Source organism: Pseudoalteromonas sp. 2CM28B (assembly GCF_023161935.1).
Genome location: NZ_JALNTH010000054.1, coordinates 1 through 20,179 on the forward strand (window position 1 = coordinate 1; position 20,179 = coordinate 20,179).

Genomic DNA, 20,179 nt, shown 5'->3' on the forward strand with positions numbered 1-20,179 from the left:
CCCCCTTAGCTCAGTTGGTTAGAGCGACGGACTGTTAATCCGCAGGTCCCCCGTTCGAGTCGGGGAGGGGGAGCCAATCATAAGAATTTCATAGACATTTCAGTAATTTTCCACTACTCTTCTGCTTTATAACTAAAACATAATATCTATTCTAATGTGTTGCTATTAGTTGAATGATCAAGGACCTGATTCCTTTCCTTTTGAACTATTAAAAGATTGATAACATGGCTGGCTTTAAAAAACTTATTTTTATACAAATCCTGTCTTGGCTTGTATGTGTTGCGGCTGGAAGCTACTTCATATCTGTAAGCTTTAATAATGCAGTAAGTGAAGCACAAACTTCAGCGCAAACCAGCGTAACACGTTACATTAACAGCTTAACAAGTGATGAGCTTTCGCCTGAAAGTATAAAAAAAGCGATTGGCGATGGTAAAACGTTTTCAAGCTTTATACTAAGAGACTACCAAGGGGCTGAGGTGTTTTCAGTTAACTCCCCTACCCAACTGCCCATGTTTGCTGAATTTATTCAATCTAGCTTTAATTCGGTTCGCCCACAATTTGCCGTTAACGACGCTGCAGATATAAAAGTAGAATTTACCCTCAACATTGAACGTTTAGCGCAGCAGCTACAAACCTCGTTATTTATAGTTATATTTATTTCTGCCTTTTTAGTGATTATTCCTATCATATTAATGAAGTCTATTTTTCTTAGCTTAAATAAAAATATCAGCATGACCGTAGCCGATGTAATAGACATTTATATTAACCAAAATCAAATTGGCGACGACTTAGACACCGCACTTGATGCAAGTAAAATGAAAAAGCTAGGTAAAGATTTAGTCCCGAGCTTTAATCGCCTTTCGCATTTTTTAAAAAATAAAAATGATGATATTCAAAACGCTGCCTTAAGTATCAAACAAGAAGCCTATAAAGATGTAATTACCGAATTAGGTAACCGTAATATGTTTGTTGAATATTACGAAAAACACATCGAAAACAGTGAGCGCAGTACGTTTGGATCGTTAGCGCTTGTACGCTGTAGTGAGCTGCAAACTATAAATCAAAGCCGTGGCTACCAAAAAGGTGATGACTACGTTAAAGGTGTGGCGGATATAATTAAGCATATAAGCGGCACTTACACCGGCAGCCAAGTATTTAGGCTAAATAGCTCAGACTTTGCCGTTGTACTTCCTAATACCCCACTTAAAGAAGCAGAGCGTTTTGGTGAAAACCTGCAATCGCGCTTTACTCAATATCAACAAAATCAAGAGCTCAGCTCTGTGGCTAACACAGGTATTGTGGGCTACGAAAAAGGCAAACCGCTGGGTGAACTATTATCGGTTGTCGATAACGCAATGAGCATGGCGCAATCTAAGCAAGTAAATGCATGGCATGTGCAGCGCGAAACCGATTTAGTTAATAATGTTAGTGCTGGGTTTGGTAACCAAAACTGGCGTAAAGTGATTAACGAAGTGATTGAATCAAAACGTGTTCACTTAGTAATGCAAAATATTATGCCGCTGGGTAAAAGCATTAAGGCGTATGCAGAGATACAAGTGCGCTTTAAAACCGAAGATAACCAAGTGCTTCCTACGGCCTCGTTTCTGGCCATGGCTGAAAAACTCGATATGGCCATAGAAATTGACCGCTTAATTATTGACTCATCACTTGAAAAAATTAAAAGCCGTAACCTCTCTGAAAAGTTTTTTGGCCTGAATGTGACCGCCTCAAGTGCACATAACGATCAATTTGTTATTTGGTTAGAGCGCCGCTTATTAAAAGATACACATATAGCCTCTAAATTAGTATTTGAAGTAAGTGAGTTTGGCCTACAGCAAAATATTAAAGCCAGTAAACGCTTTATTGATATGGTGCATCGCGTAGGTGCCCGCGTAACGGTTGAACGCTTTGGTGTAGGACTAACGTCGTTTAAGTTTTTCCGTGATTTAAAACCAGACTTTATTAAAATGGATGCAAGTTACACCCGCGGGCTAGAAGATGATAAAAACAATCAATACTTTATGCGCTTAATGGTTGATTTAGCCCACCGCATTGGTGTGAGTGTGTTTGCTGAGGGCGTTGAAAGCCAAGAAGAAAAACACATAGTAGAAACGCTTTGCCTAGACGGCGTACAAGGTTATTACATAGAAAAACCTAAAGATATTTAGCACCTCTCCTTAATTAAAGTAAAATAGAGCACATGTGCTCTTTTTTGCGTTTAACTGTTTAATTTTTCGCTTACTTTAAAATCACATAAATTTTACAGCTTTGTGATCGCTTAATTATTTTACTGTGTTTATTTAACTGATAACGACTCGCATATGTTGTTTATCGGGGCAGAAAAAAGGATAATACACAGGATTTTAATAGCGCGAGGCACACATGACAGAATATGTCTTGTTATTGATTGGAACCGTTCTAGTTAATAACTTTGTATTAGTACAATTTTTAGGCTTATGTCCATTTATGGGTGTATCAGGCAAGCTTGATACCGCTATTGGTATGTCTTTAGCAACCACGTTTGTGCTTACTCTTGCCTCTGTTACAAGCTATTTAGTTAATCAATATATTTTAGCGCCGCTAGATATCGAATTTTTACGCACCATGAGCTTTATTTTAGTGATTGCCGTTGTGGTGCAATTTACCGAAATGGTTGTGCGTAAAACTAGCCCGACTTTATACCGTTTACTGGGTATATTTTTACCGCTGATCACCACTAACTGTGCGGTATTAGGTGTTGCGCTTCTTAATATAAAAGAAGATCACACCTTTTTACAATCGGCCGTGTATGGTTTTGGCGCAGCCGTTGGCTTTTCGTTAGTACTTGTATTATTTGCAGCGCTGCGCGAACGCCTTGCTGCTGCAGATGTTCCTACCCCGTTTAAAGGCGCCTCAATAGCCATGATCACCGCCGGCTTAATGTCGATGGCGTTTATGGGTTTTACCGGATTAGTGAAGTTTTAATATGACCTTAATGTATGCCTTGATAGCGCTTGGCTCGCTAGCGCTTGTTTTTGGACTTATTTTAGGCTTTGCAGCTATTCGCTTTCGTGTAGAAGGCGACCCAATTGTTGAGCAAATAGATACCATTTTACCGCAAACCCAGTGTGGCCAGTGTGGCTATCCGGGCTGTCGCCCCTACGCTGAGGCAATTGCCAACGGGGATGAAATTAATAAATGCCCACCAGGCGGTGAAGCAACGGTTAAAAAGCTGGCCGATTTAATGGGCGTAGAGCCTAAACCGCTTGCCGGTGGCGAACAAGCAGAGCCGATAAAAACAGTGGCCTATATTCGCGAAGACGAGTGCATAGGCTGTACTAAGTGTATTCAGGCATGCCCTGTGGATGCCATTGTCGGTGCTACACGCCAAATGCACACTGTACTAATTGAAGAATGTACCGGCTGCGATTTATGTGTAGAGCCCTGCCCTGTAGATTGCATTGATATGCTGCCTGTAGCCGAAACAAAACAAAACTGGAAATGGCAACTTGATGCTATTCCTGTCACGCAAATAGATTAGAGGTTTGAGTGGAAAAGTTACTTGAACAAATTAAAAAAGGCACTGTTTGGGCATTCCCGGGCGGCGTGCATCCACCACAACAAAAAACACTCTCTAACAGTGCGCGTATTGCTAGGCTTCCTCTACCTGATAAGTTAGTTGTACCAATTAAACAGCACATTGGTGCTAACGGTAAATTAATTGTAGAAAAAGGCCAACAGGTATTAAAAGGCCAAGCACTTACCGTGCCCGTTGCGAATTGGTCTGTGCCTGTACATGCGCCCAGCTCTGGCACCATAACAGATATTGCTTCTATGCCTTCGGCGCATCCATCGGCTTTACCTGAGCTAAGTATTATTATTGAGCCTGATGGCAAAGATCAATGGTGCGAACTAACCCCAACACCTAACCCAAGTGAGCTTAGCCACGATGAATTAGTCGATATAATTCATCAAGCAGGTATAAGTGGTATGGGTGGAGCAGGCTTTCCTACTTATGTAAAAGCCGATATAAAACAACCTATTGAGTTTTTAATTGTTAATGCTGTTGAGTGTGAACCATACATAACAGCCGACGATGTGTTAATGCGTGAACATGCCAAGCAAGTAGTGCAAGGCATTGAGCTAATGCAACAAATTTTAAACCCGACACTGTGTATTGTTGGCATTGAAGATAATAAGCCCGAAGCCATAGCGGCTATGAAAAGTGCCGCAGAGCACAACGCCAATATTGTTATTCAAACGGTGCCTACTGTTTATCCATCGGGCGGCGAAAAACAATTAATTAAATTACTTACAAACCGTGAAGTACCCAGTGGCGGTATTCCTGCCGATATTGGTATTTTAGTGCACAACACAGGAACTTTATTTGCTGTGCAACAAGCGGTGTACGAAGGTAAACCGCTTATAGAGCGCGTTGTTACAGTAACAGGTAACACCATTCATAATGCAGGTAATGTATGGGCATTATTAGGCACCGAAGTTAAGCACCTGCTTGATTGCCAAGGTTTTTCACCCGTACCACAGCAGCGCGTTGTTATGGGCGGGCCGATGATGGGCTTTACCTTACCGACTGTGCGTATTGGGGTAATTAAAACCACCAACTGTATTTTAGCCCCCGATCATAAAGAGCTCGCAGAGCCTGGCCCTGAAAAAGCTTGTATACGTTGTAGTGCCTGTGCAGATGCCTGCCCTGCTTCGTTATTACCCCAGCAATTACAATGGTTTGCAAAATCAAAAGAATACGACAAATTACAAGAGCACAACTTATTTGATTGTATTGAATGTGGTGCGTGTGCGTATGTATGCCCAAGCGAAATTCCATTGGTGCAGTATTACCGCGTAGCAAAAGTAGAAATAAAAGAGCAGCAAGCCGAAAAAATTAAAGCCGATAGAGCAAAAGAGCGCTTTGACGCCCGTAAAGAACGCCTAGAGCGCGAGCAACAAGAACGTCAAAACCGCCATAAACGTAAACCAGCGGCAAAAACATCAGATGAAAAACAAAAAGTAGCGGATGCCCTTGCCCGCGTTAAGAGCAAATCATCGGATGGCGATGAAAAATCAGCTGTAGCCGCTGCAATTGCCCGCGCCAAAGCGAAAAAACAGCAAGGTGAAGAGCTTGAGCCAGATAACAGTGAAGTAGCTAAAGAGCGCGCACTACGTAAAGAAAAAGCACGTAAATATAAAGAACAAAAAGCTGCCGAGGGCGAGTCATCACCAACACCAGATGATAAAAAGTCAGCCGTAGCTGCTGCTATTGCCCGCGCTAAAGCGAAAAAAGCGGCGCAAGCTGAGCAAAGCGCTGAGCCACAAAACGATGAAGCAACCGCTCCCGCTGATGATAAAAAAGCAGCCGTAGCTGCTGCTATTGCTCGTGCTAAAGCGAAAAAAGCGGCGCAAGCTGAGCAAAGTGCAGAGCCACAAAACGATGAAGCAACCGCCCCAGCTGATGACAAAAAAGCTGCGGTAGCTGCTGCTATTGCCCGTGCTAAAGCTAAAAAAGCGGCGAAAGCTGAGCAAAGTGCAGAGCCACAAAGCGATGAAGCGCCCGCCCCAGCTGATGACAAAAAAGCAGCAGTAGCTGCTGCTATTGCGCGTGCTAAAGCTAAAAAAACGGCGCAAGCTGAGCAAGAAGCAGAGCCACAAAGCGATGAAGCCCCCGCGCCCGCAGATGATAAAAAAGCAGCGGTAGCTGCTGCTATCGCGCGTGCTAAAGCTAAAAAAGCCGCTAAAGCGGCTGCGCAAGCCCAGCAATCAGATGAACTAAGTTCTGCTGAGCAAACAAGTGAAGTTGAGCCTGAAAACTCACAAACACACTCTCCTGCTGATGACAAAAAAGCGGCCGTAGCTGCTGCTATTGCCCGCGCTAAAGCTAAAAAAGCAGCTAAAGAAGCAGAGCAATCAGCAGCAAGTGAACACAGCACACCTGAACACAGCAATGAGCCACAAACCAGCAGCGGTTCAGACTCTGAGCAAACGGCCTCTGAGCAAACTGCAGCAGAGAAGAAAAAAGCCGCCGTGGCCGCCGCAATAGCGCGCGCCAAAGCTAAAAAGTTACAAAAAGAAGGAAATGATCAGTCATGAAATTAACCATGGCCAGTTCGCCGCACAACCATAGCCATAAGTCGTTAACGCGATTAATGCTAACCGTAATTGCTGCGTGTATTCCTGGGCTAATAGTGCAAGTGTTATTTTTTGGGACTGGCGTACTTATTCAGTTAGTACTGGCACTTGTTGCTGTAAGCGTATTTGAAGCAGCCATTATGTTAATGCGTAAACGCCCTGTTTGGCCTGCATTGAGTGATGGTAGTGCTTGGCTTACTGGTGTGCTGTTAGCACTGAGTATTCCGCCGATGGCGCCTTGGTGGGTCATTATTATTGGCTGTTTATTTGCCATTGTGATTGTAAAGCAACTTTATGGTGGGCTTGGCTTTAACTTATTTAACCCAGCAATGGCCGCATACGTACTACTTTTAGTCTCGTTTCCGGTGCAAATGACCGCTTGGTTACCCGTTACCGATTTACTTAACGCCCCAATTGGCTTTATTGACCAACTACGCCTTATATTTACCGATTTTACCGCTCTGGGCTTTAGTGTCGATCAAGTCCGTGCCGGCGTTGATGGCCTCACCATGGCCACCCCGCTTGATACAGTTAAAACCGATGTAGCACATGGTCTAACCGTTAGCGAAAGTATGCAAAAACCGATTTTTTCTCAATGGGCTGGGCTTGGTTGGCTATGGGTTAACCTAGGCTTTTTAGCCGGTGGTTTATACCTTTTAAAAGCTAAAATTATAAACTGGCATATTCCAGTAAGCTTTATAGGCTCACTAGCGCTGTGCAGTGCCATTGGCTATATTGCCGCACCGGGTACCGAGCCGGGTATGGTATTTCACCTATTAAGTGGCGCAACCATGATGGGCGCATTTTTTATCGCCACCGATCCTGTTTCGGCTGCAACTACCAATAAAGGGCGCTTAATTTATGGCGCGTTAATTGGCTTGTTGGTGTATTTAATTCGCACCTTTGGTGGCTTCCCTGATGCGGTAGCCTTTAGTGTATTATTAATTAATATTGCTGTACCGCTGATTGATTACTACACCCAACCACGCACTTATGGCCACGGAGCAGTAAAATGATTATTTCATCAATGGCTAAAAATGGCGCGATATTAACCGCCTTTGCACTGATAACAACAGGCTTAGTTGCCTCAATTGATGCCTTTACCGCCGATAAAATTGCCGAGCAAGAACGCTTGCAACTAACCTCACAATTACAAGAGGTATTAAACCCAAGCAGCTACGATAATCAGCTCAATACAAATTGCGTAATTATGAGCGACGAACAACTTGGTCCTTACCCCGAGCAAGTTATTTACCGCGCTTATAAAAATCAGCAACCTGTTGCACTTGTAATAAGACACATAACACCTAGTGGTTACAGTGGCGATATTAACTTATTAACCGCCGTACTTGCTGATGGCACCATTGCCGGCGTTCGCACTACTAAGCACGAAGAAACGCCCGGCTTAGGCGACAAAGTAGAAGTTAAAAAGTCGCTGTGGATCACTACATTTAACGATTTAACGGTTCAAAGTGAAGACGATGCCCGTTGGGCGGTAAAAAAGGATGGCGGCCAGTTTGACCAATTTACCGGTGCAACAATTACCCCTCGCGCCGTGGTAGGCTCGGTAAAAAATGCCGTATTATTTGCAAAAACTAACTTTGACGCCATTTTTAAACAGCCTAATGCTTGCCAAGAGGTAACACAATGAGTGAGTTAAAAACCTTATACAAAGAAGGCGTATGGGCTAATAACCCCGCGCTAGTGCAGCTACTCGGTTTATGCCCGCTTTTAGCTGTTACATCAACTGTAACCAACGCACTTGGCCTAGGGTTAGCTACTTTATTAGTTTTAGTAGGCTCTAATATTACTGTTTCAGTTGTGCGTAATTGGGTACCTAAAGACATTCGTATTCCGGTATTTGTCATGATTATTGCAGGCTTTGTGACTATAGTTCAACTACTTATGAATGCGTACACCTTTGGTTTGTATCAATCATTAGGCATATTTATTCCACTAATAGTAACTAACTGCGCCATTATTGGCCGTGCAGAGGCGTATGCCTCTAAAAACCCTGTGCACCTGTCTGCATTCGACGGCCTAATGATGGGCTTAGGCTTTATGGCCGTACTGTTAGCGCTAGGTGCAATGCGCGAACTGATAGGCCAAGGTACATTATTCGATGGAGCCGATTTGCTCCTAGGGCCATGGGCACAAAGCCTACGCTTGGAAATATTTAGTTTCGATAGCCAGTTTTTACTCGCTATTTTACCACCCGGCGCCTTTTTAGGGCTTGGGCTGCTAATAGCAGCAAAAAATGTTATTGACGCACAAATAAAATCAAAACAAGTAACGCCGCCAGAAGCCGAAAAAGGCCCACGCGCACGTGTTACTAGCTTAACTTAAGGGGAAAACGCATTAACGCTATTAGCTAATGCGTTTTAAGTTGCATGAATAAAGAAAAACGTCACCAAATACTCTCGCGCTTGCGCGAGCAAAACCCGCATCCAGAAACCGAGCTTGAATATTCAAGCCCATTTGAGCTACTAGTAGCTGTTACGCTCTCTGCACAAGCCACCGATGTAGGGGTAAATAAAGCCACCCGTAAATTATTTCCGGTTGCTAATACGCCACAAGCCATTTTAGATATTGGCCACGATGCGCTTCGCGATTATATAAAAACCATTGGGTTATTTAATTCAAAAGCCGCAAACGTGTACAAAATGTGCCAAATATTGGTTGATCAACATAACGGCATTGTTCCCGAGAACCGCGAAGCTCTAGAAGCCCTACCCGGTGTTGGCCGAAAAACCGCAAATGTAGTGCTCAACACAGCCTTCGGCTGGCCAACCATTGCCGTAGACACGCATATTTTTCGTGTTTCAAACCGCACCAAATTTGCGATGGGCAAAGATGTAGTCGCCGTTGAGCAAAAACTTGAAAAGGTTGTTCCTAAAGAATTTAAAGTAGACGTACACCACTGGTTAATACTACACGGGCGCTACACCTGCGTAGCACGTAAACCTAAATGCGGCAGCTGTATTATTGAAGACTTGTGTGAGTTTAAAGACAAAACTGATTAACTAGCAATGGGTTATGAAGTTTGTTATTAATAGTTTAATTAAAAAAGTGAGAAATGTTGCAACAGAATCCTATGTAATTAACTCACTACTAAATTAATTTAACAGAATAGTGTCACGCTAATGATCCGAAATTTCACTGTAATCCTTCTTATATACTTTGCAATATCTTCAATGGCTTATGCAGTCGAGGAAAATACACAAAATAAGAATATGAAAGTGTCTGAAGTTGCAGATAACATCGCAATTCAATACCAAGAAATGGGATGGTTTTCAGGAAATGTGCTGATAACGAAAGATGGTAAAGAGGTATTTTCATCTTCTTATGGTTTTCAGGATATTGAAAAAGAATTAAGGAACAGAACTCAAAGCCGCTTTAATCTTGGATCAATAATGAAAGACTTCACCAAAGTCCTAATTTTGAAACAAGTAGAAGCTGGAAAGCTCAAGTTAAGTGACAAACTCATTACGTTTGAGTTAGGCTTTAAACAGCTTCATGCTGAGAAAATTACAATTGAACATTTACTAAATCATAGAGCTGGATTTGCTGATATCTTTGTAGCTGAATATCGTGAGAATCAACTCGCGTTTGATACTCTAGACAAAAAACTAAAACTGTTAATAGACACCCCTCTCTTATTCGAACCTGATAGCGATTATAAATATTCAAACTACGGTTATGTAGTGTTGGGTGTCATTCTTGAAAAAGTTACAGGCCAATCATTCGAAAAGTTACTTGCAAACAATATTTTCAATCCAGCTGGCATGTCATCAACAACCTTCAAGCCTATGAACTATCATGAGCACCAGTCGATACGATATACCTATAAGTACAATAATACGTTGAAACGAGTTGGTGTTACAGAACATCCCAGCCCGGATGGTGGCATTGAGTCTACAGTTATAGATGTTCAACAGTTTTATCGTGCGCTCTTTTATACCGATAAACTACTAAAGAACTCTGACCATACAAATCGTAAGTCATTTGCAATGGATGGCTCCCATTGGGCCGCATACGGTGGAGGGTTGGGAGTGAGTGCTGCTGTTGAGGTTGATTTGGAAAATGGTTATGAAATTGTCGTCTTGGCCAATACCGATCACCTAATTGCAGAGCGTATTTCTGGCCGAATTTTGTCTTTTATTCAAAATGGTAAATATGAACCGATAAAGCAATTGGAAAAAAACTTTGCTTTCGAGTATTACCAAACAAATGGCCCAAAAGGGTTTGTTAAACACTTTAAGAGGACATACCGCGAGAACGGTTATAAGCAGTTTATTGGTCGAACAATCAATGAATTAGGCATGGAGTTGCTTAAGTCAGAATCATGGACAGCAGCATTTGATATGTTTAAGTATTTGATATCCCTTTTCCCTGATGCGCCGCAAGTATACGATAGCTTAGCATTTGCTTACTTATCAAAAGGAGACTTTGAAATGGCGAAAAGCACTTTCCGTAAGTCGTTAGCAATTAAATCCGATTTTAAAAGTGATTATGCAAGTGACAATTATGGTCATATTAAGCAACTGTAAGTACGTTTATCGCACAAAAATGACCGTCAATATGGGTATGCTGCGAGGCCATAGTTTAAAATAAAATCTATTTTCCTTATCTTTAGGCTGGCCAACCATTGCCGTAGACACGCATTTTTTTCGTGTTTCTAACCGCACCAAATTTGCAATGGGTAAAAATGTAGTTGCTGTTGAGCAAAAACTTGAAAAGGTCGTCCCTAAAGAATTTAAAGTAGACGTACACCACTGGTTAATACTACACGGGCGCTATACTTGCGTTGCCCGTAAGCCTAAATGCGGCAGCTGTATTATTGAAGACGTGTGTGATTTTAAAGAAAAAACGGACTAACCTCGAATAACTCTATTTTGGGTATTTTGAAAGTAAGACAGCTAATTATTTAGCTGTCTGTTGATTCTATACTATTTATAAATTGCGCCATATTTACTAAACGCTCACCGACAATAAATGCAATGGTGCGTTTAACCCAAGGCGCTTTAATATTTGTGTAGTTTAGTTTAGCTAATACGCAGCTTGTAATTATTAAAAGTAGAAGCGATGACACGCTGTAAAACCAAACCATGTGTTGCTCTAGGTGAGCATACAAGTCAATTTCAAATAGCACATCAAAGCCAATAAAAACATAAGCCATATAAAAAGGTGCAGACATAAGTAACAACTTAGTTAGTTGTAATTTATGTGAGCAAAGGCGGTAAACGTCTTTTTGAAGTTGGCTAATTGGCTTTGCATAATCAACGTTAGCAATATGCACTATTTGGCCAATATTACCTGCAAGGCCAGCAATGGAAAATACACTCAGTATCAACGCAGATATTGAAGGCGCTGAAACACTAAAGTTATTTGCAATATACTGCCCCAATAAAACAATAATAAAAAAGAAGGCTGCGCTTTCAATAATACGTGCCCACTTCATAGTATTAAGCTCTTTCATTTGTTTATTCACTTTTGTTTCGCTCAGCAGTGATTGGTTTATTGTAATGGCCGATTCGTTAACACTATTTTGCTGCTGCCATGTGTTTTTAATGTTATCTAAATTCATTTTAAGCCCCCTGTTTTTCAAATTGATTTTTTAGTGTTTCTTTAATGCGGCCAATTCGCGTAGCGACGTTGGTTTTACTTATGCCTAAACTCGTCGCTATGCTTTGATGGGGTTCGCCTTCTAAATACAGCAATACTATGGCTTTATTTAACTTATCGAGCTTTGCTATAAATTCATAAAGCTGCTTAACCTCTTCGCTTTTATCATTGTGCGCTGATAGGTCGGCTATGTGCACAATGCACTGCTCACTTTCATTGGCTTTATCTTCTCGTTTACTGTCTTTGCGGTAATATGAAATCGCCACATTCAGTGCTATTCGGTACATCCACGTAGAAAACTTATAGTCTTTGTCGTAATTATCATAAGCAAGCCACATGGTGGTGAGTATTTCTTGCGCTAGGTCTTGCCTGTCGTGTTGGTTTTGACAGTACGAGTTAACAATTTTATAAATAATGCCTTTATGCTGCTCCATTGTTTGAGCAAACAGTGCTTTTTTATTGGTGTTCATTTACGCATAAATCCATCATCTAAATTAATCTCATCATGTAGTTGGCTCATCGCAGTTTCATTGTGTTTAAGTGCTAATGCATCTGTTTTTAAAAGCAACAAGGTGCAGCGCTTTGGCTAATGCAACACAGCCTGTACACATTTATATAAACATTTTAGCTGCACGATAGTACTCACATAATCGTATTATCTAGTTATTCGCAGTATCTCTGAATTAATCACAACTATTTAAAAAATAATTATTTGAGGGAGTAATAAGCTAAGTAAAAGAGCAAAGCGAGGAGTTAGCTCTTTTTTTCTGCCTGCGATTAAAAGGGGACTCCTAGTTAAAAGATTTTTTTAATATAGCAATAGTTAATATTATTGTATCTCTGGTTATCAAATATGACTCAGGCTAAAGGTGGTAAAAAACATACAACCTGCTATTAATAGTGAATAATAATTTAAGAAGGTTTCTGTGTTAGCGCTGTAAGAAACCACATAACTTCAAGGATGTATTTTGCAAAGTAATCATTCAAAATTTCAGCCAAATAAGTGGTCATTATTAAATTTAGCTGTTGTGCTTATACTGGCGGGTGCATTTTATTATTTGGGTCAATTTTCTGTATTTCATTCGATTATTTTAAGCCTAATTTGTTTTATTTCATTTTTAACCTTATTAATTTTAAAGCGTTGGAAAGCATATATTAACTATTTAAAAGCAATAGGAGATGAGATAGAGCGAGACAGATTTCACTTAGGTGAACACATAGTATCTATGGTTCCTTACATGAACTTACAAATAACAGTTCATGCACGTGTGGATGAATCAGCTTTATTTATCAAAAAAGCAAATTGTTATACTTCAATTAATCTAAAAGATATTTGCTCATTTGAGCCAACTGAATATTTCGGACGGCCAATCGCGAAAGTAATTTTGGCCGATAATAAAAACTTAACTCCCGCACTCTATGTACCTTGGTCTGAAGAAATGGCGCTAACTCAAAGTAAAGTACATGGGTAAACGCCTTTGTTTGCTTATCATGCCTTAAAGGTATTAAGCGTTACACTCTAAGACGATACTAAGATTTATAGCGGTTTAACTCTGATACTAAGTGCGTACTTTTAAATACCACCAAATTAGAGGCGCCAGTATCACTATTTCAATACCAACATTTAGCCACTGTTTTGCTACCGAGCCATCTAACATAATGCCAATAAGCCTTGCAATTAAAAGCCCTACGAGTAACGAGGACAGTGTTGCCGCTATGCTAGCTTGCCAAGGTGCGAGCTGAAAATGAAATTGCAGTAATAAGCCAAAACCAATAAATAACCCCCACCAAATTCTGCGCTCTACGGCCTTAAAAATATCGTTAGGAACTGGCTTATTGCTTATCAGCTCAGGATTGACAGCTAACACTATGCCAAAAATAATTAATACGGCACCAACAACCCTAAAAATGACTATATTATCCATGATCAATCCCTCAGGCTGGTTGATTGATCAACTGTTTGAGCAATCGATTGCTCAACAAGCTCCTGAGGTAACTCCTTTGCTTGGCTCCACTGCTTTGGCGATTGCCCATACATACGTTTAAATTCTCGGCTAAATTGTGATGAGCTAACATAGCCTACAGACATAGCCGCCGAGCTTACGTTCATACCCGCTGCAATTTTCATCGCGGCGGTATTTAAGCGCATAGATTTAATAAATTGAATCGGCGACATACTCGTCGCATCCTTAAATTTTCGATGCAAAACTGCCCTACTTACGCCAATTTTTGCTGCCATATCGTCTATGGTTATGGTTTCATCTAATCGAGATGCCAAATAATCAATTGAGCGTGCTATGTCGTTTCCTACGCCAAAGGCTTGGTGCACACTATTACCGGCCTGTCCGTTTAATATGGCGTAATATAATTCTCGCAGTCGCCCTTCACCTAAAACCGCAATATCTACAGGGTTGCCTTCAAGTTGCAGCAATCGTAGTAATGAATCGGTAAATGAGTCATCCCATGCTGCGAGTGTAAGCCCTTGCGATTTGGGGCCTGATGCGTGTTTTTTTACACCTTGTGCAGCCATGGTAATAGATAATTCGGTCATCACTTTTGTATCTAGCGATACAATAACGCCTAGCAAGGGGTTCTCAGGTGAAGCCGTGGGTGTACCCGCTTCTACCGGCATAGACATAGGACAGCACATATAATTATTTTCATCGTATATAAAATGCTTACCATCGAGTATGGCTTCTTTAGCGCCACTGACTATAGCAACAATACACGGCTCGTATACCGCAGGTGCACAGCGCATAGCCTGCGTTACTTTAAACAACTGAACACCTTTAATACCCGTTTCTATTAGCCCTTGAGCATAATTTTCATCGCAGTTTACCTCGTTAAAAGACAGGTTGTTTTGTATAAGTTGCTTAATGTGGTGTTTGCTCATTCACCCATACCCTTCAAATATAGAATAATTCTAATCTAGCATCGTAGATACACATTCTCAATGCAGCGATACAAATAGGCATATTTTAAAGAGGATATCGCCTAGTTACACCTGGTAGCGAGAGTTATATTACCTAACAAGCACTTTAGAGCAATACGCATAGCCCTGTACTGCATATTTATACTTAACTATTGATAGGAATTTAACTAATGAGCGCAACTAACCCATTTGGCCCTTCTGGCTGGACTCCCGACCAACTCAGTTCTTTAGTTGGTAAATGCTATCTAATAACTGGAGCAAATACAGGCGCAGGCTTTGAAGCAACCCGACTATTACTCGCTAAAGGCGCAAAAGTAGTTATGCTCAATCGTAATCCTTTAAAATCAGATGAAGCTATTGCTAAGTTAAAACAGGAGTTTAGCAATAGTACCGATGTGAGCTTTATAAAAATGGACCTAGCAGAGCTTGCCTCTGTGCGTCATGCAGCTAACGAGGTATTACAAACTGTGCCACACATAGATGCACTTATTTGTAACGGTGCTATTGCGCAGGTCGCGACTCAGCAATTTACTAAAGACGGCTTTGAAAGTCAGTTAGGGGTTAACCACTATGGGCACTTTTTACTGTGTGGTTTACTTTTTAACAAAATAGAGCAATCTAGCGGGCGTATTGTTGTAGTGGCCAGTGAAGGCTACAAAATGGGGCTTAAAACGATTCAATTTGATGACATGAATTGGAATAAAAACTACCACCCAAATAAGACCTACTGCCACAGTAAACTTGCACAAATGATGTTTGCTTATGAGCTGCAAAACAAAATAGCCGCCGCCAATAAAAATGTGCAGGTGTTTGTGTGTCACCCAGGTGCAGCTAATACCTCTCTTATTGGCGATAATGTTAACTTTGCAACCCGATTTACCTGGTCACTAATAGTAAAAATGGGCTTAGCACAATCGGCAGAGCAAGGTGCATACCCTGAGGTTATGTGTGCCACCGAGCATAACCTAAAACAGCGTGCGTATTATGGCCCATCAGGTAGATGGAATTGGAGCGGCCCCGTAGGAATATGCAAACTTGAGCCGTTTGCTTTAGATCAGCCTGTGCTAAGCAAATTATGGGCAGTTACTGAGCAGCACACTGCTTTTAAATGGACAATATAATTGCTAATAGCGAACGTGTGTAGGGTGTAAAAGTAATGAAAAAACCATTTGTAATCGGCCTAATACTTTTACTTTCCCTAACCGGCTGTAAAAGTACCAATAACCTCCCTGTGCAGTATAAACCTAATGATGAGCTGGTAGTACTTGCCCATGGGTTAGGCAGAAGCGATTTGGCAATGCGATATTTTACCCAGCAGCTTAAACGTGCTCATTATAAAGTATGCAGCCTAAATTACGCCTCTTTAGGGCAAAGTGTTGAGACTGTATTTATGCAAACAACCACACAAATTAATGCCTGTATTGCTAACGCGAGTAAAGTACATTTTGTAGGCCACTCCCTAGGAGGCTTAGTTATTAGAGCCTACTTGCAAAATAACCCTCGGGTATTTAATGGTAATACACTTGGAAATGTCGTGTTAATTGGCGCGCCTAACAAAGGCAGCGAATTAGCTAATCATTTAAATGGTTCATGGTTAATGCATATAGCCGGAGGTGTAAGCCAATCTCTAATTACAGGCAGTAAGAGTTTGGGCAACACCATAAATGAGCTGGACATTGATTTAGGCGTAATAGCCGGTACTAAAGCATCCCCCCTGACACAGCATTATTTTAAAGGTAAAAACGATGGCTTGGTGTCTGTAGAATCAGCCAAACTGAGGGCGTGTTGATTTTTGCGGATTGAAATTTGTTCAATCTAGGGGCGATTAAATCGCGGCGCGAGGTTTGTAACCTAGTGGGCTCGATAACTGCTCCTGCGTTATTCTAATGACTTACATCCCTGTAAGAATAAGTAAAAACCGAGTAAAGCTTCCGCGTCCTGCTCACGCCCCTTACCTACATCCATGTAGGCAACAAAGAGTTTATCGCCCCTAGGCAGAAGCCAAAGGGCAGCGCATGTTTGGCATTTATGCAGCGTTATCGCCTATTTATGGGGAATAACCACACTTCACAGGCTCTGCCTTGCCTAAAAACTAAACACACTGCTGCAAATTCAACCATCAAATACCAACACGCCCTACTAATATGCGTGATTTTATTACCCTTGATGCAAGCCACACGGGAATGCGCTACAACCAACAAGTAATACAACACACACTTTATTTTTTGCAAACAGGTGCATTTTTACCCCCAACACAAAGAACCACGGCCCTTTATTAACCCCCTAACTGCGGCTAATTTTAGGTAAAAAAAAAGCAAGCCATGTGGCTTGCTTTTGAGTGCCCGTTCAAAGGCTACACACTCTCAACATACTTTTTAAAAACGGTAACTTGCACCCAGTGTAATACGACGGTCAGTTAAACCTTGGAAACACAATAGTGCGCTTTCGTTTACACATGATTGGCTAATTTCAGATTCAGTAATATTTACAGCCTCTAAGCCAATATTAAGTTGCTCGTTCACATCGTAGCTAATACTTGCATTAAGCTGGCCACGGTCTTCTTGTACCACTGGGAAACCCCAAGGGAAGCTAGACGTACTACCAAAGTCATTTGAACGATACCCTTCACGCCACGTGTAACGCATACGTGCTGATAGGCCAAATTTTTCGTAGTACAGCGTAAAGTTATACGCGTTTTCAGAAAGGTTAAGTAAGCCTTGAGTTTCACTTACTTCAATACCTGGCGTACCGGTGGTTGCTGCAAATACATTACTTGCTCTTGAGGTTGCTGAATTTTCTGTTTCACCACCTGAGAACTCTTGAATTGTATAGTTAGCTAATACACCAAAGCCAGATGCCCACCCTAGGTCTTTTTCAAAGCCTGATAGGTCATATTGAAAGGCAAACTCAATCCCTTTTTGGGTAGTTTCACCACTATCGTTTACTTTTGTTTCTGTACCAACACATACGCCACGGCCATTCTCAGGGCCAAATACGTTTATATCTGCAATGGGGTTAAATATACCGCCACCTTCACATGGGTCTGTTAAGTCGCGATACCCTGTTACAGGGTCTTCAACTGGCGAGGTTAACTGATTTACGTGTAAGTCTTTACGTGTTTTATGAAAAATACCTACGCTAAATACACTTGCCTCTGCAAAATACCACTCTGCCGATAAATCGTAAGACAGTACTTCTTCAGGTTTCAGTGCTGGGTTACCAAATTCAACTTCGTCATTTGGACTTGTGCTGTAAGTAATAGACGTTGATAAGTCGTTATAATCAGGGCGACGAATATCTTTACCAACACCAAAGCGCACAAGTACGTCTTCTGATACATCAGCGACAAGGTTTAAACGAGGTAAAATAAAGTCATAGTCAGATTCATTGGTAATACGCGTTACCAGTTCATTACCACTACCATCTTGAGTAACTGAGTTGCCCGTAGACTCTACGTCTGTTTGAATGTAACGCACACCAATGTTACCGCGCACCATTTCGTACTCAAAGTTAGCTTGTGCATATAGCGCATGGGTGGTTTCTTCTATATCAAAAAAACCTGCAGAACTTGAAGTAGGTGCATTTAATGTTTTGCTTGAACCATGCGCTGTCATCGCTGCTTGTAATGTGGCAAGTACCGCATCAGGGTCTGAGGCCACAAGCTCTGGATCAATAAGTAAAAAGTCGCCTATGTATAACGAGCGGCCATCAGCTTCGTTAAAGTTATCTGGGCCTGCCACTAATAAGTCGGCAAATAAATCACCCGACGGGCTATCAGCCATGGTTCTTAAACCAATGCTTGAGGTAATTTCGTTTTGTTTGCTTTGTGATTTACTGTAGCGGTAACCAAAATCAATAGAGGTTACAATTGAGTCTGTGTAATAGGTTGAATCAATACGGAACGCATCTTCAGAGTTTTCAACGGTATCTTGACCAATATTTACATCACGTAGCACTACATTTGCAGGGTCTAGTAGTTGTTCAACCGTTGGTGCGTACTCTGCCCCCTCTGCAATACCAAATGCCAATGCACCACCTGATAAGTCATACTCAAACGGCACACTATTATCATTACCGCCACCAGCATCTAATGGCACATTAGGGTTAATAAAGTTAAGCGTTGTATTAAAGCTAGGCGTAGTTGTATCTGAAGATGATGATGCAATTTCAGCACTAACAAACCACTTATCGCCTTGCCATTCGCCACCGAATCTAAAAATATTACTGTCGGTAACACGCGAGTTTGTATCACTTGAAAAACGAAGGTTAGGATCGTCATCATCGTTTTCTAAATTAACCGGAATGACACCGCGTAAGGCCGCTTGAATAGACCCAAGGTTGGTACCGCCAAGTGAGCCTAAGTTTACGGTTTCAAATTCATCAGGAACCGAAATATCATTAAGCGCACTTACACCAGAAGCCTGTACACGAGAGCTTTCTTGGCGACGTTCTTGATCGTTAACCACAGCATCAAAATAAAACTTTGTGTTGTCGTTTGGCGCCCATTCAATGGTACCTACAAAGTTTTTAGTTTCGTATTCGTAGTTATCGTAATCTTGTACAAAAAATTGAATCGGTAAAAAGTCAAAAGACTGAGCGCTGGCTACACCGCTATCTGCAGTGATAATGTTATCTCTATCTGCACGCGGGCGAAACGCCGTTACATCTTGCTCTGCGTAGCTGCCGCTCACTAACACACCAAATTTACCGTAATCACCTTCCCAGTTATCAGCAAAAGTTCCCGAAAAACGTGGTTGCAAACCGCTATCAGTGCTTAAGCTACTGTGCTCACCTTGCACTCTAATAGTGGCTAGCTGCTCACCTAAATGCAGTGGGCGAATCGTTTTAAGGTTAATAGTACCGCCTACAGAGCCCTCTATTGTTTTCGCTTCAGGCGACTTTATTACCTCTAAGCTTGAAATAATTGACGCTGATACATCTTCAAAGCTAATACCACTTCGACCAGAGCCTGAGCCCACCGTTGATACACCGTTAATTTCGGTACGGTTAGCATCGGTACCACGAATTTGTACACCTGTGCCTACACCCGCTTGACGTGTAATTTGAATACCCGTTACGTTTTCTAATACTTCAGCGAGGTTTTGATCGGGTAATTTACCAATATCTTCTGACTGAATAATTTCAACTAGGCTATCTGCAGAGCGTTTTTCAGCAAGTGCATTAGTAAGTGATTGACGAATGCCAGATACTTCGATGATCTCTACATCATCTTCTTCAATTGGCTTGGCTTCCTGTGCGTGTGTGGACATAGAAAGGTTTAATGCTGTGGCAGATATAACTGCTAGCGTAATTTTTGATAACTTGTGATTCATAGTTTTTCCTGTGTGTGTCAGTGCTATGTGTAACTCGCTATATATTTTTTATTAAACGCCTTACCATTTATCTAAATGGTTAACTTAATATTTACAGCAAAAGCACCAAAGGTCAACCTATTGGTAAACCATTTTTTGTAAAAAAAGCAAAAACTGTCATTACCAATAA

At 41.4% G+C, this 20,179-nt stretch carries 17 protein-coding genes and 1 pseudogene; 13 read left to right on the forward strand and 5 right to left on the reverse strand.

The window, feature by feature from the left end:
- Positions 1-224 precede the first annotated feature (224 nt).
- The 10 genes and pseudogenes from MTN96_RS33875 to MTN96_RS33920 form a co-directional block, all read left to right on the forward strand.
- The gene (locus MTN96_RS33875; RefSeq protein ID WP_248534391.1) at positions 225-2,168 is read left to right on the forward strand and encodes an EAL domain-containing protein; all 1,944 of its coding nucleotides are present in this window, start codon (positions 225-227) and stop codon (positions 2,166-2,168) included.
- 214 nt (positions 2,169-2,382) lie between these two features.
- The gene (gene rsxA, locus MTN96_RS33880; protein WP_004589478.1) at positions 2,383-2,964 is read left to right on the forward strand and encodes an electron transport complex subunit RsxA; all 582 of its coding nucleotides are present in this window, start codon (positions 2,383-2,385) and stop codon (positions 2,962-2,964) included.
- A 1-nt stretch (position 2,965) separates the two neighbouring features.
- Positions 2,966-3,520, forward strand: coding sequence for an electron transport complex subunit RsxB (rsxB, locus tag MTN96_RS33885; RefSeq protein ID WP_004589479.1), 555 nt, complete (start codon positions 2,966-2,968; stop codon positions 3,518-3,520).
- A gap of 8 nt (positions 3,521-3,528) precedes the next feature.
- Complete coding sequence (rsxC, locus tag MTN96_RS33890) at positions 3,529-6,081, forward strand: electron transport complex subunit RsxC (protein WP_248534393.1); 2,553 nt, start codon at positions 3,529-3,531, stop codon at positions 6,079-6,081.
- Positions 6,078-7,136 carry an electron transport complex subunit RsxD gene (rsxD, locus tag MTN96_RS33895; protein ID WP_248534395.1) on the forward strand — a complete coding sequence of 353 codons (1,059 nt, stop codon included), beginning with the start codon at positions 6,078-6,080 and terminating at the stop codon, positions 7,134-7,136. The genes rsxC and rsxD overlap by 4 nt, the downstream gene beginning before the upstream one ends.
- Positions 7,133-7,771, forward strand: a complete 639-nt coding sequence (rsxG, locus tag MTN96_RS33900) for an electron transport complex subunit RsxG (protein WP_004589482.1) — start codon at positions 7,133-7,135, stop codon at positions 7,769-7,771. The genes rsxD and rsxG overlap by 4 nt, the downstream gene beginning before the upstream one ends.
- On the forward strand, positions 7,768-8,466 hold the full coding sequence (locus MTN96_RS33905; RefSeq protein WP_248534397.1) for an electron transport complex subunit E: 699 nt from the start codon (positions 7,768-7,770) through the stop codon (positions 8,464-8,466). Before rsxG ends, MTN96_RS33905 begins: the two co-directional genes overlap by 4 nt.
- A 44-nt stretch (positions 8,467-8,510) precedes the next feature.
- Entirely contained in the window at positions 8,511-9,143 is a 633-nt protein-coding gene (gene nth, locus MTN96_RS33910) for an endonuclease III (protein WP_096041465.1), read from the forward strand.
- Positions 9,144-9,314: 171 nt separating this feature from the next.
- A complete protein-coding gene (locus tag MTN96_RS33915; RefSeq protein ID WP_248450722.1) occupies positions 9,315-10,670 on the forward strand; it encodes a serine hydrolase domain-containing protein in 1,356 nt (451 codons plus the stop codon).
- Positions 10,671-10,752: 82 nt separating this feature from the next.
- Positions 10,753-10,998: pseudogene (locus MTN96_RS33920) on the forward strand (endonuclease III); the annotation flags it as partial.
- A gap of 49 nt (positions 10,999-11,047) precedes the next feature.
- Here MTN96_RS33920 and MTN96_RS33925 read toward each other — a convergent pair.
- Positions 11,048-11,707, reverse strand: coding sequence for a hypothetical protein (locus MTN96_RS33925; RefSeq protein WP_138580047.1), 660 nt, complete (start codon positions 11,705-11,707; stop codon positions 11,048-11,050).
- Between the two features lies 1 nt (position 11,708).
- Complete coding sequence (locus MTN96_RS33930) at positions 11,709-12,215, reverse strand: RNA polymerase sigma factor (protein WP_004589239.1); 507 nt, start codon at positions 12,213-12,215, stop codon at positions 11,709-11,711.
- Between the two features lie 498 nt (positions 12,216-12,713).
- Here MTN96_RS33930 and MTN96_RS33935 point away from each other — a divergent pair, with 498 nt between their 5' ends.
- Positions 12,714-13,217: a hypothetical protein gene (locus MTN96_RS33935; RefSeq protein WP_248534399.1), complete on the forward strand. Its 504-nt coding sequence runs from the start codon at positions 12,714-12,716 to the stop codon at positions 13,215-13,217.
- Positions 13,218-13,304: 87 nt separating this feature from the next.
- Here MTN96_RS33935 and MTN96_RS33940 read toward each other — a convergent pair whose 3' ends face one another.
- Together MTN96_RS33940 and MTN96_RS33945 are read right to left on the reverse strand one after the other, a co-directional pair.
- Positions 13,305-13,670, reverse strand: coding sequence for a DUF4345 family protein (locus MTN96_RS33940; protein WP_058548104.1), 366 nt, complete (start codon positions 13,668-13,670; stop codon positions 13,305-13,307).
- A gap of 2 nt (positions 13,671-13,672) precedes the next feature.
- Positions 13,673-14,638, reverse strand: coding sequence for an AraC family transcriptional regulator (locus tag MTN96_RS33945; RefSeq protein WP_058548103.1), 966 nt, complete (start codon positions 14,636-14,638; stop codon positions 13,673-13,675).
- A 209-nt stretch (positions 14,639-14,847) separates the two neighbouring features.
- Here MTN96_RS33945 and MTN96_RS33950 point away from each other — a divergent pair, with 209 nt between their 5' ends.
- Positions 14,848-15,798, forward strand: coding sequence for an SDR family oxidoreductase (locus tag MTN96_RS33950; RefSeq protein ID WP_058548102.1), 951 nt, complete (start codon positions 14,848-14,850; stop codon positions 15,796-15,798).
- A 35-nt stretch (positions 15,799-15,833) separates the two neighbouring features.
- Complete coding sequence (locus MTN96_RS33955; RefSeq protein ID WP_248534401.1) at positions 15,834-16,466, forward strand: alpha/beta hydrolase; 633 nt, start codon at positions 15,834-15,836, stop codon at positions 16,464-16,466.
- A gap of 586 nt (positions 16,467-17,052) precedes the next feature.
- On the opposite strand, the gene MTN96_RS33960 is transcribed toward MTN96_RS33955, so the two are convergent.
- A complete protein-coding gene (locus MTN96_RS33960) occupies positions 17,053-20,010 on the reverse strand; it encodes a TonB-dependent receptor (protein WP_248534403.1) in 2,958 nt (985 codons plus the stop codon).
- Positions 20,011-20,179: the final 169 nt, after the last annotated feature.